The organism is Kutzneria sp. CA-103260, from assembly GCF_018263855.1.
Classification (GTDB): Bacteria; Actinomycetota; Actinomycetes; order Mycobacteriales; family Pseudonocardiaceae; genus Kutzneria.
The window spans coordinates 9779392-9793356 of record NZ_CP073318.1 but is presented as its reverse complement, the minus strand read 5'-3'; the positions used below and the strand labels follow the sequence as shown (position 1 = coordinate 9793356).

Annotated in this window: 19 protein-coding genes; 11 read left to right on the top strand and 8 right to left on the bottom strand. The window is 71.2% G+C overall.

Features of this window, described 5'->3' with window-relative positions; translation table 11 throughout:
- Positions 1-2: 2 nt before the first annotated feature.
- Both JJ691_RS43835 and JJ691_RS43830 read left to right on the top strand, forming a co-directional pair.
- Positions 3-1415: an aromatic amino acid lyase gene (locus JJ691_RS43835; protein WP_211765307.1), complete on the top strand. Its 1413-nt coding sequence runs from the start codon at positions 3-5 to the stop codon at positions 1413-1415.
- 56 nt (positions 1416-1471) lie between these two features.
- Positions 1472-1840 (top strand): hypothetical protein, encoded by a 369-nt coding sequence (locus JJ691_RS43830; protein WP_211765306.1) that lies wholly within the window; start codon positions 1472-1474, stop codon positions 1838-1840.
- A 56-nt stretch (positions 1841-1896) separates the two neighbouring features.
- On the opposite strand, the gene JJ691_RS43825 is transcribed toward JJ691_RS43830, so the two are convergent.
- Positions 1897-2520, bottom strand: a complete 624-nt coding sequence (locus JJ691_RS43825) for a hypothetical protein (RefSeq protein WP_211772281.1) — start codon at positions 2518-2520, stop codon at positions 1897-1899.
- Positions 2521-2646: 126 nt separating this feature from the next.
- Here JJ691_RS43825 and JJ691_RS43820 point away from each other — a divergent pair, with 126 nt between their 5' ends.
- Positions 2647-3246, top strand: coding sequence for an acid phosphatase (locus JJ691_RS43820; RefSeq protein ID WP_442912559.1), 600 nt, complete (start codon positions 2647-2649; stop codon positions 3244-3246).
- Complete coding sequence (locus JJ691_RS43815) at positions 3243-3716, top strand: GNAT family N-acetyltransferase (protein ID WP_211765304.1); 474 nt, start codon at positions 3243-3245, stop codon at positions 3714-3716. Before JJ691_RS43820 ends, JJ691_RS43815 begins: the two co-directional genes overlap by 4 nt.
- Here the strand turns inward: JJ691_RS43815 and JJ691_RS43810 are convergent.
- Positions 3713-4123 (bottom strand): hypothetical protein, encoded by a 411-nt coding sequence (locus JJ691_RS43810; RefSeq protein ID WP_211765303.1) that lies wholly within the window; start codon positions 4121-4123, stop codon positions 3713-3715. The two genes, JJ691_RS43815 and JJ691_RS43810, sit on opposite strands and share 4 nt — an antisense overlap.
- Before the next feature lie 266 nt (positions 4124-4389).
- On the opposite strand from JJ691_RS43810, the gene JJ691_RS43805 reads away from it, so the two are divergent.
- Entirely contained in the window at positions 4390-5319 is a 930-nt protein-coding gene (locus JJ691_RS43805) for a diacylglycerol/lipid kinase family protein (protein WP_211765302.1), read from the top strand.
- A 248-nt stretch (positions 5320-5567) separates the two neighbouring features.
- Positions 5568-5822 carry a WhiB family transcriptional regulator gene (locus JJ691_RS43800; protein ID WP_043722052.1) on the top strand — a complete coding sequence of 85 codons (255 nt, stop codon included), beginning with the start codon at positions 5568-5570 and terminating at the stop codon, positions 5820-5822.
- Positions 5823-5970: 148 nt separating this feature from the next.
- Here the strand turns inward: JJ691_RS43800 and JJ691_RS43795 are convergent, their stop codons facing one another.
- Positions 5971-7464, bottom strand: coding sequence for a sensor histidine kinase (locus JJ691_RS43795; RefSeq protein WP_211765301.1), 1494 nt, complete (start codon positions 7462-7464; stop codon positions 5971-5973).
- 57 nt (positions 7465-7521) lie between these two features.
- Positions 7522-7737 carry a biotin/lipoyl-binding carrier protein gene (locus tag JJ691_RS43790; RefSeq protein WP_211765300.1) on the bottom strand — a complete coding sequence of 72 codons (216 nt, stop codon included), beginning with the start codon at positions 7735-7737 and terminating at the stop codon, positions 7522-7524.
- Positions 7738-7838: 101 nt separating this feature from the next.
- Between JJ691_RS43790 and JJ691_RS53525 the strand changes: the two genes are divergently transcribed.
- A complete protein-coding gene (locus JJ691_RS53525) occupies positions 7839-7913 on the top strand; it encodes a 50S ribosomal protein bL37 (RefSeq protein ID WP_096498094.1) in 75 nt (24 codons plus the stop codon).
- A gap of 66 nt (positions 7914-7979) precedes the next feature.
- On the opposite strand, the gene rsrA is transcribed toward JJ691_RS53525, so the two are convergent.
- Together rsrA and JJ691_RS43780 are read right to left on the bottom strand one after the other, a co-directional pair.
- Positions 7980-8300, bottom strand: a complete 321-nt coding sequence (rsrA, locus tag JJ691_RS43785; protein ID WP_249227408.1) for a mycothiol system anti-sigma-R factor — start codon at positions 8298-8300, stop codon at positions 7980-7982.
- A complete protein-coding gene (locus tag JJ691_RS43780) occupies positions 8297-8938 on the bottom strand; it encodes a sigma-70 family RNA polymerase sigma factor (RefSeq protein ID WP_211765299.1) in 642 nt (213 codons plus the stop codon). The genes rsrA and JJ691_RS43780 overlap by 4 nt, the downstream gene beginning before the upstream one ends.
- Positions 8939-9134: 196 nt before the next feature.
- Between JJ691_RS43780 and ybaK the strand changes: the two genes are divergently transcribed.
- Positions 9135-9611, top strand: a complete 477-nt coding sequence (gene ybaK / locus JJ691_RS43775; RefSeq protein ID WP_211765298.1) for a Cys-tRNA(Pro) deacylase — start codon at positions 9135-9137, stop codon at positions 9609-9611.
- A gap of 41 nt (positions 9612-9652) precedes the next feature.
- A complete protein-coding gene (locus JJ691_RS43770) occupies positions 9653-10219 on the top strand; it encodes a dihydrofolate reductase family protein (protein ID WP_211765297.1) in 567 nt (188 codons plus the stop codon).
- Here the strand turns inward: JJ691_RS43770 and JJ691_RS43765 are convergent.
- Entirely contained in the window at positions 10216-10842 is a 627-nt protein-coding gene (locus tag JJ691_RS43765) for an alpha/beta hydrolase family protein (protein ID WP_211765296.1), read from the bottom strand. The two genes, JJ691_RS43770 and JJ691_RS43765, sit on opposite strands and share 4 nt — an antisense overlap.
- The gene (locus JJ691_RS43760) at positions 10839-11603 is read right to left on the bottom strand and encodes an SOS response-associated peptidase (protein WP_211765295.1); all 765 of its coding nucleotides are present in this window, start codon (positions 11601-11603) and stop codon (positions 10839-10841) included. The genes JJ691_RS43765 and JJ691_RS43760 overlap by 4 nt, the downstream gene beginning before the upstream one ends.
- A gap of 83 nt (positions 11604-11686) precedes the next feature.
- Between JJ691_RS43760 and aroA the strand changes: the two genes are divergently transcribed.
- Positions 11687-12961 (top strand): 3-phosphoshikimate 1-carboxyvinyltransferase, encoded by a 1275-nt coding sequence (aroA, locus tag JJ691_RS43755; protein ID WP_211765294.1) that lies wholly within the window; start codon positions 11687-11689, stop codon positions 12959-12961.
- A complete protein-coding gene (gene rsgA / locus JJ691_RS43750; protein ID WP_211765293.1) occupies positions 12958-13965 on the top strand; it encodes a ribosome small subunit-dependent GTPase A in 1008 nt (335 codons plus the stop codon). Before aroA ends, rsgA begins: the two co-directional genes overlap by 4 nt.

Genomic DNA, 13965 nt, shown 5'->3' with positions numbered 1-13965 from the left:
ACATGGACATCCTGGCCGTCGCCAGGGGCCAGCGGGTCGAGCTCGGCCCGCTGGACGACGTCGCCGCGAACCGCCGGGCGATGCTGGCCGCCCTGGAGGCTGCCGACAAGCCGGTCTACGGCGTCAACACCGGCATGGGCCGGCTGGCCGGCGTCGCCCTGGACGCGGAGCAACAGGCGGCGCACCAACGGAATCTGCTGATCGGACGGGCGGTCGGCGGCCCGCCGTGGCTGCCGGAGCCGGACGTCCGGGCGCTGCTGGCGGTGAAGCTCCAGGGCCTGCTCGCGCCGACCACGGCCGCCAGCCCCGAACTCGTGAAGTTCCTGGCCGACCGGCTCGACGACGGGTTCGTGCCGGCCGTGCCCCGGTCGGCGCTGGGCAGCGCCGGTGAGATCATCCCGCTGTCTCATGCCTTCCAGACGTTCGTCGGTGTCGGCACGGTGCTGGACGACGGCGTCGAGAAGCCGGCGGCCGACGCCCTCAAGCGCCGCAAGGTGAAGCCGTTTCCGTTGGGGCCCAAGGAGGGTGCGAGCCTGATCCAGGGCTCGCCGCTGGCCCTTATGCACGCATTCATGCGTGGCTCCGATGCCATGCAGGCCGTGGAGCTCCAGACGCTGGCCGCCGCCATGGCTGTCGACGTGCTGGGCGCTCCCCGCTCGATCTACCACCCGGCGCTGGCCGGCCCCGATACCGTGCTCGCCGCCGTGCTCGACGACATCCGTTCCCGCACAACGGATTCCGCCACCCGCTCCGATCTCGTGCAGGCCCCGGTGTCGTTCCGGGTCGCTCCGCAGGCCATCGCCCACGCCCAGCGCACCCTCGACGATCTCGCCGTCGCACGGGACCTTCTCCTGGCCGCGCCAACGGATTCCCCGTCGTTCCTGGACGGCCGCTTCACCTCGACCGCCGGCTACCACGCCGTCACCGTGGGCCTGCGCCTGGACGCCGTCACCGCCGCGCTCACCCACCTGGCCGAGATCAGCGTGCAACGCCTGCACCGGTTGCTGGACAGCCAGTTCACCGGGCTCAACGCCCAGCTGGCGGTCGATCCCGGGCCGCAGGCCGGCCTGTCGCCGATCCACAAGCGGGCCGCTGGCGAGCTGCACGAGATCCGCCGGCTGGCCGCGCCGGCCACGCTCGGCTCCCTCGACACCTCCGCCGGTCAGGAGGACGTGCAGGCCCATGCCTGGGCCGCCGGTGAGCAGTTGCGGGCGGTCATCGACCATCTGCTGTCCATCACCGCCTGCGAGCTCATCGGCATCGCCCAGGCCCACCACCTGCGCGGCCTGCCCGGCGCGCCCCGGCTGCGCAGCGCCTACGCCTGGATCGCCGAGTCGGTGCCGCCCGTCCTCGTCGACCGGCCCCTCGGCGTCGACGTCCAACGCCTCCGGGACAAATTCGCCGCCGACCGGTGAACCGCGCCGCCCCGCGTGCGTCCAATGGGCATCGAGTTCACTCAGACGGAGGAACCATGGGGCGATGGCTGCCCGCCGTGCTCGGTGTCCTGCTGCTGTCCGCCTGCGGCGCCGGGCCCACGCACGCCCTACCGCCGACGATGGCCCCCTATGTCCCGCCGGTGGACTGCGGCACCTTCGCCATCCCCGGCGGCCAGCGGGACCTGGTCTCCCCGGCCATGCCGGCCGGCACCGCCGCCTGCGACGAAGCCTTCAAGGTCCTGACCTCGTACTACCGCGACGCGCCGCGCCTGGCCCAGGGCACCGCCCGCCGCCTGGTCGTCAGCGGCTGGACCTGTGAGGCCGACATCGACGACCACAACATGAACCAGGTCGGCTGCGACAAGAACGGTTTGGCGTTCGTCACCCAGCGCGTCCGGGCCTGAGCCGTGCGGGCCCGCCGAAGGAGTTGCCGGTCCGGCGGGCTCGCACGGTTCGCCGATCAGGCGATGGCGCGCCAGATGGCGGACCAGTGGGCGACCACGCCGGCCACGTCGGCGTCGAGCCGCTTGTCGCTGCGGCGGCGGGAGGGCAACAACAGCTTTCCGCGCCGTACATCGAGAATCGCCGGCACGCCGTCGGGCAGCACCTGGTCCATCACGGATCGCATCATGTGCAACGGCACGGCGGCGGCTTCGGGCAGCAGTTCCGGTTCCTTCATGTACAGCTGCACGGCCAGCTTCGGGCCCTTGGCCGGCCGCAGACCGAGCTGCGGGACGACGTCGAAGACCGCGTCGGACCCGACCCAGGTGCCGGCGCCGACGGACACCAGGCTGCCGGCAAAACCCTCATGCCAGTGCAGGAAACCCTTTTGCAGCTCGACGAAGTGCGCGTGCTTGGCGGGATCCTCGACCTTGGCCACGGCCAGTTCCAACACGGCCTCCGGGGCCGGATCGGCCAGCGCGCGGCGGATCGCCGCGACCATCGGACCGTAGTAGGCCCACGGCTGGCGTCCCTCGTCCAGGTACATCCGCCGCTGTCCGGCCACGATCCTGGTCTGCGAACCGGGCGCGCAGTTGGCGAAGTCCACCACAACCCCGAGTTTTGGATGACGCACCGACGACACCGTCCTCTCCCCTGGACTACCTCCAAATTTTACCTCATCCAGGCCAATTGTTCGATCGCCTGTTCGACGCAGTGCGATGGGTCACACGACCTGCCGGGAGGGCGGCACGCGGCTACGATCCGCAAGGTGGCAGACGTTTACGTCATCAGGCACGGGGAAACCGAGTGGTCGATCACCGGCCAGCACACCGGTCGCACCGACGTTCCGCTCACCGCGCGCGGCGAGCAGCAGGCCAGAAAGGCCGGGGCGGTGCTCGCTGAACTGCGCGGCACCACGGTCCCGCCCAGACTGGTGCTCGCCAGCCCGCGCACCCGCGCCAAACGCACCGCCGAGTTGGCCGGCCTCAACGTGGACGAGGTGACCCAGGACCTCGCCGAGTGGGACTACGGCGACTACGAAGGCCTTACCACGGAACAGATCCGTGAGAAGGAGCCAGACTGGACGGTGTGGACGCACGAGATCCCGAACGGGGAGACGGCCAAGGAGGTCGGCGACCGCGCGGACGCCGTGCTGGCCCGGGCCCGTGAGGAGCTGCACCGCGGCGACGTGGTGCTGATCGGCCACGGCCACTTCAGCCGCGTGCTGGTGGTCCGCTGGCTCGGCCTGGACCCGGCCGCCGGCGTGCGAATCGGGTTGGACCCGGCCGGCATCTCGGTGTTGGGTGACGAGCGAGGTCAGGCGCAGATCCGTCGCCTGAACGTGCCACCCCTGGGGGAGATGCGATGATCCGCCGCGTCCGCGAGTCCGATGTCGACGCCGTCGTGCAGCTGGTGCACGACCTCGCCGCATACGAGCGGGCGCCGCAGGAGTGCCACCTGACGGCCGAGCAGCTGCGCGCCGCGCTGTTCGGCCCGTCACCGGCCCTGTTCGGCCACGTGGCCGAGGCGGACGGCGAAGTGGTGGGAATGTCCTTGTGGTTCCTCAGCTTCTCCACCTGGACCGGGGTGCACGGCCTGTACCTGGAGGACCTGTTCGTCCGGCCCGAGCACCGCGGCGGCGGCCACGGCCGGGGGCTGTTCCTGGCCCTGGCCAAGGAATGCGCCGACCGCGGGCTCGGCCGGTTCGAGTGGTCGGTGCTGGACTGGAACCAGCCGGCGATCGACTTCTACGAGGCTATGGGCGCCACCCGGGTCACCGATTGGTACCGCTATCGGCTCGCCGACGAGGCGCTGGCCAAGGCGGCAGCGCGGGCCTAGGGCACCTGCGAGCCGTCCTTGGCGATGCCCATCGCCCACAGCCGCGAGGGCTCCAGGAACAGCAGCAGCACGAGCACGGCCGCGCAGTAGGCGGTGAACAGGATGTCCACCGGCAGCGAGTCGACCGGGTTGAAGCCCCACCAGATGCCGCCGACCACCAGCAGCTGCAGGAACACGGCGGCGTTGCGGGCGCCGCGCCGGCCCTGCCACAGCAGCACGCCGGGCAGCCCGCAGGCGATGGCGATCACCACGAAGATGCCGGCCTCGCCGTAGGCCAGGTTGGCCGGCACACCGCCGATTCCGTGCACGAGGGCGACCACGGCGACCGCGAGCGCGGCCAGCCCCTGGACCGCGACCATCACACCGGCGGCGCGCACGGCTCCGGGAGCGTCGTTTTCGCGTGACAACGGGCACCTTCCTCGACCGGCGACCTGCGCACATCACGATCCGTGCGCACCGTCGATCGTAGGCCACCCGGACGGCCGGTCCCGCGGCGCCGACGCACGGGGGAGGATTCTCGTGTTGTCGTCGAGCAGACGGGTCGTCTGGGTGCACTCGCTGACAACGCGGACGGCGAGTTGGAAGGAGACCTGCCTCACTTTCGATGAGCGTTGACCACCGCTACGGGGCTCGACGGCCGGTCGAGGGTCACGGTCTGTCTTACCCTGCTGGTGTGCGTGCCCTTCTCGTGGTCAACCCGCAGGCGACGGCCACCTCCGCCGCCGGACGGGACGTGCTGGCCCACGCGTTGGCCAGCGACGTGCGGCTGGAGATCGTCGAGACCAGCTACCGGGGGCACGCGGCCGACGCCGCGGCGCGCGCCGTGGCGGACGGTTTCGACCTGGTGGTGGCTCACGGCGGTGACGGCACCGTCAACGAGGTGGTCAACGGCCTGCTCTCACAGTGCCCGGACCCGGTGGACGGCCCCTCGCTGGGCGTCGTGCCCGGCGGCTCGGCCAACGTGTTCGCCCGCGCGCTCGGACTGCCGCGTGACCCGGTGGAAGCCACCCACCGACTGCTGCTGGCCATCGAGTCCGGCAGCCGGCGGCAGGTGGGGCTGGGCCTGGCCGAACCGGCCGGCGCCGACAGCCGCTGGTTCACGTTCAACGCCGGTCTGGGCTGGGACGCCGACGTGGTCGCCGAGGTGGAGCGCCGGCGGGACAAGACCGCCAGCCCGCTGCTGTACGCCTCGATCGCGCTGGCCAACTACCTCCAGCAGATGCTCACCGCCACCGACCTGCGGATCGAACTGCCCGACGGCACCCGGGAGACGACCCGGCTGGCCTTCGTCTCGAACACCGACCCGTGGACCTATCTGGGCGGCAAGCCGATCCACATGAACCCGGACTGCTCGTTCGACGGCGGCCTGGGCCTGTTCGCGCTGCGCAGCCTGGCCCCGCCGACCATCGCGCGCACCCTGTCGCAGATCCTGCTGCCGCTGGGACCACCCTCCGGGGGGAATTTGCTGCGGCTGGACGATGTTGCCGAGATCAGGGTGACCGCCGAACGGCCGGTGCGGCTCCAGGTGGACGGCGACGACCTGGGTGAACACCGTGAGGTAAAGTTCTCGTCAGTGCCGAAGGCGCTGCGAGTGGCGGTTTGACCTGCGGACTCGTGCTGCGTTCGTGACCGGAGCGTAATAAGCTGGTCGCCGGACCACGACCTTCGGCATCATGGCTGGTCACGGACCGGCACCAGAGGTGACGCGCGCCGATCTTTCGGGTGAGTTCTCTCACCGAGACGGATCCGACCTCTTGACATCCCCGAAGTTCGTGAAAGCATTCACAAGCACCCCGACGACCGCTGACGACAACAGCGCGCTCGTAGCGCGCTTAGCGAGGAGCTAGAGAAATGGACTGGCGCCACCGCGCGGCCTGCCGTGACGAGGACCCCGAGCTGTTCTTCCCCGTTGGGAACAGCGGTCCGGCGTTGCTGCAGATCGCCGAGGCGAAGACCGTCTGCCGCCGCTGCCCGGTGGTGTCCGGTTGCCTGTCGTGGGCACTGGAGAGCGGGCAGGATGCCGGCGTGTGGGGCGGGATGAGCGAGGACGAGAGGCGTGCGCTCAAGCGTCGCAACGCCCGTACCCGTGCTCGCAGCAACGCCTGACGAAGCATTTCTTTTTCGATTTCTCTCATCGTGCCAGGGGCCTGGAACCTTCCCCCGAGGTTCTAGGCCCCTAGTACGTTCAATCCGATTTCACGCATCGACCCGGACGCCGCTGTGATCGTCTAGCGGCTCCGCCGCGGTGTTGGATCTAGCGGCTCCGCCGCAGGGGCACCCGCAGCACAGCCTCGGTGCCCTTCACGTCACGCCGGCGCAGCGACAGCGAGCCCCGCAGCTCGGACTCCACCAGCGTGCGCACGATCTGCAGGCCCAGCCGCTCGGTCCGCTCCAGCGAGAAGCCGGGCGGCAGGCCTCGACCCTCGTCCGACACCACCACGTCCAGGTACTTGGCCGAGCGCTCCGCACGCACCACGACCTCGCCCTTCTCGCCGGCCGGGTAGGCGTGCTCCAGCGCGTTCTGCACCAGCTCGGTGAGCACCATGACCAGCGGCGTGGCCAGCTCCGCCGACACCACGCCCAGCTTGCCCTCCTTGCGGACCGCGATCCCGCTCTCCGCCGTCGCCACGTCCGACAGCATCGGGAACACCTGGTCCAGCACGTCGTCCAGGTTGGCCCGCTCGTCCACCGACATGGACAGCGTCTCGTGCACCAGCGCGATCGAGGTCACCCGGCGCACCGACTCCTGGAGCACGTCCCGGGCCTCGGCGTTGTTCGTGCGCCGAGCCTGCAGCCGCAGCAGCGCCGCGACCGTCTGCAGGTTGTTCTTCACGCGATGGTGGATCTCGCGGATGGTGGCGTCCTTGGACAGCAGCGCGCGGTCCCGGCGCTTCACCTCGGTGACGTCGCGCACCAGCACCAGCGCGCCGGCCGCCTTGCCCAGCGGGCGCAGCGGCAGCGCCCGGAACAGCACCGCCGCACCGCGCCGCGACTCCGCCTCGATGCGCATGCTCGGATTGCCGTCCAGCGCCGTCCGGATCCGCTGCGCCACCTCGGTCGCGTCGAACGGGTCGGCCACCAGCGACCGGGTCAGCGGGGCCAGGTGCGCGCCGACCAGGTCGGCGGCGTGGCCCATGCGGTGGTAGGCGGACAGCGCGTTGGGACTGGCGAACACCACCGCGCCCGCGCTGTCGATGCGGATCAGCCCGTCGCCCACCCGCGGGCTGGTGTGCACGTCGGCCGACGGCTCGATGGCCGGGAAGGTGCCGTCCGAGATCATCTGGCACAGGTCGGCCGCGCTGCCCAGGTAGGCGATCTCCAGCGGGCTCGGCACCCGGGGCACCGCCAGGTTGGTGTCGCGGGACAGCACCGCGATCGTCTCGCCGCCGAAGCGCACCGGGATGGTCTCCCGGCGCACCGGCACGCCCGAGTGCCAGCGCGGGTCCTCCTCGCGGCAGATCCGGCCCTCGACCAGGGCTCGGCGCAGCTGCGGGTGATCGGCCGGGGTGACCGTGCTGCCCACCATGTCGTCGGGGTGGGACGTCGGCCCCGTGGTCGGCCGGGCCTGGGCCACGCACAGGTACTCGCAGTCCGGGCTCTGGTGCTCGCCCAGCGGCACCCAGAGCACGAAGTCGGCGAAGGCCAGGTCCGACAGCAGCTGCCACTCGGCCGCCACCATCTGCAGGTGGTCGACGGCGGCGCCGGGCAGGCCGGTGTGCTCGGCGAGCAGGTCGGTGAGTGTGGACACGACGCCGACGCTAGTCGGTCCGGTTACTCCACGGCGGTCTCTACTCCATGATGGCCGCTACTCCACTACGGCGATGAGGTCGCCTTCCTGCACAACATCACCTTCGGCGACCGCGACCCTGGTCACCCGGCCGGCGTGGTGGGCGACCGCCGGGATCTCCATCTTCATCGACTCCAGGATGACGATCTCCGCGCCGTCCTGCACGGAGTCGCCCTCGTGGGCCACGACCTTGCTCACGTTGGCCACCATCTCTGCCCGGATCTCCTCGGTCATGCGGTCATGCAACCACGGATTCGGCGGCCCGCCACCGGCGTGCGACAATCGGGGGACAGCTGTACTCGCCCAAAGTCGGGCACTGCCTCAAGGAGACACTCATGTCGAAGCGTGCTCGCAAGCGCCGCGACCGCAAGAAGGGCGGCGCCAACCACGGGAAGCGGCCCAACGCCTGAGACCCGTGCGTTGAACGCACGAAGGCCCCGGTGACCTGGTCACCGGGGCCTTCAACGTCTTCGGGCCTACTGCTGCTGCTCGGCTTCGGCCTTGGCCGTGGCCCGCTCCAGCACCTTCTCCTTGATGCACGCGCGCAGCCGGTCCTTGAACTCGGCCGAGGCGTGGTCGCCGCCGCACTTGCGGGCCAGCAGGATCTTCAGGTGCTCCTCGATGCCGTACTGCTCCAGGCACGGGCTGCACTCGTCCAGGTGCTGGCGCAGGATCTCGCGCTGGCGCTGGTCGCACTCGTTGTCCAGGAACGCCCAGACCTCGGCGATCACCTCGGAGCAGCCGGCCTTCTTGGTCACGTCGATGTTGATCTCGACGTTGAGTTCGTCGGAGCTCACGACCCCGTCACCTCCCGCTCGCGGGAGGAGCGCAGGAAGCCCCGGTCCCGGGCGACGTCGGTGAGCAGGTCCTTGAGCTGGCGGCGGCCGCGATGCAGGCGGGACATGACGGTCCCGATCGGGGTGCCCATGATCTCGGCGATCTCCTTGTAGGCGAAGCCCTCGACGTCAGCGAGGTAGACCGCGATGCGGAACTCCTCGGGCAGCTGTTGCAACGCCTGCTTGACGTCGTCGTCGGGGAGCCGGTCCATGGCCTCCACCTCGGCCGAGCGCAGGCCCTGCGAGGTGTGGCTCTCGGCGGCCGCGATCTGCCAGTCGGTGATCTCGTCCGCGGAGGTCTGGATCGGCTGCCGCTGCTTGCGCCGATAGCCGTTGATGTAGGTGTTCGTCAGGATGCGGTACAGCCAGGCCTTGAGGTTCGTCCCGCTGGTGAAGGACTCGAAGGCGCTGTAGGCCTTCAGATAGGTCTCCTGGACCAGGTCCTCGGCGTCCGCGGGGTTGCGCGTCATGCGCAGGGCGGCCGAGTACAGCTGGTCGAGCAACGGCATCGCGTCGCGCTCGAAGCGCGCCGCCCGCTGCTCGGCAGTCTCGTTGACCTGGGTGTCGTTCTCGTTGACCTGGGCGGAGCTACCCGGCACCTGGCTCCCTCCCCGCCGGCGGAGCCGGGCGGACGCTGTCGACGCTCCCCGTGCGGGAAGCGTGTCGTTCGCCCCTGAGGATACGCGTCGGGCCGTGGAGCGGCCGAGCACAGCGCTTGAAGTTGCCACGTCCCCTTCAACACACCTGCCCCCATGGTCATTCCGGGGTGAGAGCCGCGTCATAAGGTCTGCGGTCATGGCGGGACAGGGAACCCCGGCGACCGCGCTGCTGGCCAAGCGCAAGGTGCCGTACACGCTGCACAGCTACGACCACGACTCCCGGCACGAGTCCTACGGCCTGGAGGCCGCCGAGGCTCTGGGCCTCGACCCCGCCCGGGTGTTCAAGACACTCGTCGCCGAGGTCGACGGCGCCCTCGCCGTCGGTGTCGTCCCCGTCACCGGCCAGCTGGACCTCAAGGCCCTCGCCGCCGCCCTCAAGGGCAAGAAGGCCCGCATGGCCGAGGTCGCCGCCGCCGAGCGGGCCACCGGCTACGTCGCCGGCGGCATCTCCCCGCTGGGCCAGAAGAAGCGCCTCCCAGTGGTCATCGACGCCTCCGCAACCGCCTTCGAGACCGTCTTCTGCTCCGCCGGCCGCCGAGGGCTGGAGGTCGAGCTCGCGCCGTCAGCCCTGGCCGAGCTCACCGGCGCTGTAGTGGCCCCGATCGCGGGGTGAGTCCGCTCGACGATGTCGCGCTACGGAAGAGAGCAGGCCAGATGCGGACACTCAGATTCATCCAGCACATCTCGCTCGACGGCGTGATCCAGCAGACCGCCGACGAGAACGACTTTCCGCACAGCGAATGGACCGTGCCCTATCGGACTCCCGCCGGCCGGGACGCCGTCGCGGCCCTGTACGGCGAGAACTTCGACCTGGTGCTCGGCCGTCGCACCTACGACATGTGGTCGGACACGTGGCCGACGGCGCCGAGCAGCCCGATGGCGGACCGTCTCAACGCGGCGAGGAAATACGTCGTCACCCACCGTCCGGACAGTCTCGAATGGGGCCCGGTCGAGAGCCTCGGCACGGACGTCGTCGAGGGCGTTTGCCGGATCAAGGCGCAGGACGGCCCGGGCCTCGTCCTCTCGGGCAGCTCCACCCTGACCTCGACGCTGCTCGAACACGGGCTCGCGGACGAGGTCGTGCTGATCGTCTATCCGGTGCTGCTGGGCACGGGCAAGCGCCTGTTCGCGGACGGAACCCCGGCCCGGTCACTCGAGTTCGTCAGCACGACGACAACCTCGACCGGCGTCATGCTCACCACGTACCGCTCGACCCGCTAGGCCTCACCAAGGCCGTCGAGGGTGTGGAGGACTCGGTTCAGCCACTCCTCAACGGCCTTGGTCACGCCGTTGACGTCGGCCTTCAGGGAGTGGTCGCCGGCCAGCACGACGACCTCGCGGTGGTGGGCGGCAGCAGGCATGCCGAACGGATCCCGGGAGCCCTGGACGACGAGGGTGGGCACTTCGACGCCGTCGAGCTCGGGGAGGCGGGTCTTGTCGGGCTTGCCGGGCGGGTGGACGGGGAACGCCAGGCAGAGGACGGCGACGGCCTGGCCGTCGGCGCTGGTGCGGCAGGCGACCCGAGCGCCGCTGGAGCGGCCGCCGAACAGCAGCGGCAGGCCCTCGAACCAGCGCTGGCCGAGCTCCTCGGCGACGGCCAGCCAGGCGGTGTCGAGCTGGCGAGCGGGGGCGGGGGCCCGCCGGCCGGCGACGCGGTAGGGCTGCTCGACCAGGGCCACATGGACGCCTGCGGCGGTGGCGGCGCGGGTGGCGGCGACGAGGTCGGGGGCCTGCACACCGCCGCCGGCACCATGCCCGAGCAACAGGGCGGCCCGGCTCTCGGCGGCGCAATGCAGCTCGGCCCGGGCCGGGCCGAACGGCGTCTCCACGACGGTGCTGGTCATGACTGCTCGAACAGGGACAGCTCGGTGACCTCGGGCTGCGGCTCGGCCCGCACCAGCAGCTCGGGCCCGTTGTTGCGGATGCTGTTCACGGCGGTCGACACGGGCCGCAGCTCGAACCGCGACACGATCTCCTGGGACGGCTTGAGCAGCTCGGCGACGTCGTCACTGCCCTTGTCGGGGGCGAGCCACTGCTCGAACGACTCGCGGGGCAGCACCAGCGGCATCCGCTCGTGGATCTCGGCCAGCGGCCCGAAGGCGTCGGTGGTGAGCACGGCGCAGGTGACCAGCCACGGCGAGTCCGGCTCGTTGGGGTCCCGCCAGGCGGTCCACAGCCCGGCCATGGCCAGGCTGGAGTCGTCGGGGTTGGTGATGTAGAACGGCTCCTTCGCGCCGCCGTCGCGCTTCCACTCGAACCAGCCGTCGGCCGGCAGGATGCAGCGCCGCCGGGCCATCGAGTCCCGGTAGGCCGGCTTGGTCGCCGCGGTCTCGGACCGGGCGTTGATCATCTTCACGCCCACGTTGCGGTCCTTGGACCAGGTCGGGACCAGCCCCCAGCGCATCACCCGGATGCTGCGCACCACGGCGTCCGGATCGGGCTTGCCCTCCTCGTCACGAGGATGCCGCGCCACGATCGCGAGCACCGGCTTCGTCGGCGCGACGTTGTAGTCCGCGCCCGGCGCCTCCGCCTCGGTCGCGTCCAGCGCGTCGAACTCGACGGCCAGCGTCGCCGGGTCCTTCGTGGAGGCATACCTGCCGCACACCCCTGACCACCTCCGAATCCATCGTCGCACGTCACGGCCCCCGAGGGGGAACACGAGCCGCCGAGTAGGGAATCATCACCCCCATGACGCAGCCGTGGCCCACCCCGTCCGTCACCGAGCCCGTGCGCGCGACCGTGCCCGTGCCCGGTTCCAAGTCGATCACCAATCGTGCCCTGTTGCTCGCGGCGCTCGCCGACGGCCCCTCGACTGTGCACCTGCCGCTGCGCAGCCGCGACACGCAGCTGATGGCGGCGGCACTGCGCTCGCTGGGCGTGCGCGTGGCCGACGGCAACCAGGGATCCTGGGAGGTCACGCCCGGTCGGCTGCGCGGCGACGCGGACCTGGACTGCGGCCTGGCCGGCACGGTGATGCGCTTCGTGCCGCCGGCCGCGGCGCTGGCCGACGGCGATGTCCGCTTCGACGGTGACGAGCAGGCCCGGGTGCGGCCGATGAACACCGTCCTGGACGCGCTGCGCACGCTCGGCGTGGCCGTCGACGGCGACCGGCTGCCGTTCACACTGCACGGCAACGGTGAGGTGCGCGGCGGCAGCGTCACCATCGACGCCTCGGGGTCCTCGCAGTTCGTCTCCGCGCTGCTGCTGTCCGGCGCCCGCTACGAGCAGGGCGTCACCGTGCTGCACGACGGCAAGCCGGTGCCGTCGCTGCCGCACATCGAGATGACCATCGAGATGCTGCGGGCCGTGGGCGTCGAGGTGGACGACAGCGAGCCGAACCGGTGGGCGGTCGCACCGGGGCCCATCCAGGCCCGGGACTGGCGCATCGAGCCGGACCTGTCCAACGCGGCCGCCTTCCTGGCCGCCGCAGCCGTCACCGGCGGCAGCCTCACCGTGCCGGACTGGCCGCTGGTCACCACCCAGCCCGGTGACGCCATGCGCGACATCCTGGAGCAGATGGGCTGCGGGGTGTCGCTGTCGGACAACGGCCTCACCGTCACCGGTCCGCAGCGCCTCAAGGGCATCGACATCGACCTGCACGACTTCTCCGAGCTGACGCCGACCGTGGCGGCGATGGCCGTGCTGGCCGACAGCCCCACCCAGATCCGCGGCGTCGCGCACATCCGCGGCCACGAGACCGATCGGCTGGCCGCGCTGACGGCGGAGATCCGCGGCATCGGCGGCGACGCCGACGAGACCGAGGACGGCCTGGTCATCCGGCCCTCGGCGCCGACGGGCGGCCTCTGGCACGCCTACGCCGACCACCGGATGGCCACCGCCGGCGCCATCATCGGCCTCAAGGTGCCGGGCGTGTCGGTCGACGACATCAAGACCACCACCAAGACCATCCCGGACTTCCCAGGAATGTGGGCGGCCATGCTCCAGCTGGCGGAGCGGGTGTGACCCGCGGCGACTGGCGTCGGCTCGACGAGTCCGACGTCAGAGTCCGGCCCGGCAAGGGGTCGCGGCCGCGCAGCAAGAAGCGGCCCGACCACGCCGACGCCGAGTCGGGCATGGTGGTCGGCGTCGACCGCGGCCGCTGGACGATCGCGCTGGACGGCGACCCGGACAGCAAGGTGACCGCCATGCGGGCCCGCGAGATGGGCCGCACCTCGGTGGTCATCGGCGACGAGGTCGACCTGGTCGGCGACACCTCGGGCCAGCCGGACACGCTGGCCCGCATCGTGCGCCGCCAGCCCCGCAGCAGCGTGCTGAGACGCACCGCCGACGACACCGACCCGTACGAGCGGGTCGTGGTGGCCAACGCCGAGCAGCTGGTCATCGTCTCGGCACTGGCCGACCCGCCGCCGCGCACCGGCTTCATCGACCGCTGCCTGGTCGCCGCGTACGCCGGCGGCCTGACCCCGGTGCTGTGCCTGACCAAGTCCGACCTGGCCCCGCCGGACGAGATCCTCGGCGTCTACGCCGAGCTCGACCTGCCGGTGGTCGTCACCCGATCGGATCGGGAACCCAACACCCTCGCCGAGCGTCTTGACGGTCGGGTGTCCGCGCTGATCGGCCACTCCGGCGTCGGAAAGTCGACGCTGGTGAACAAGCTGGTGCCGGCGGCCGAGCGGGCCACCGGCGTGGTCAGCGGCGTCGGCAAGGGCCGGCACACCTCGACGTCGGCGGTGGCGTTCCCGCTGCCGGCCGGCGGCTGGGTGGTGGACACCCCGGGCATCCGGTCGTTCGGGCTGGCGCACATCACGCCCGACGACATCGTGGCGGCGTTCCCCGGCATGGCCGAGGCCGCCGAGGAGTGCCCGTCCGGCTGCGGGCACCTGGGCCCGCCGGAGGACCCGGACTGCATGTTGGACACGGTCGTCGCCGAGGGGCTGGCGACCGAGGGACGCCTGCGCTCGCTGCGTAGGCTGCTGGCCTCGCGGGCGGGGCTGGCCGAGGAGTAG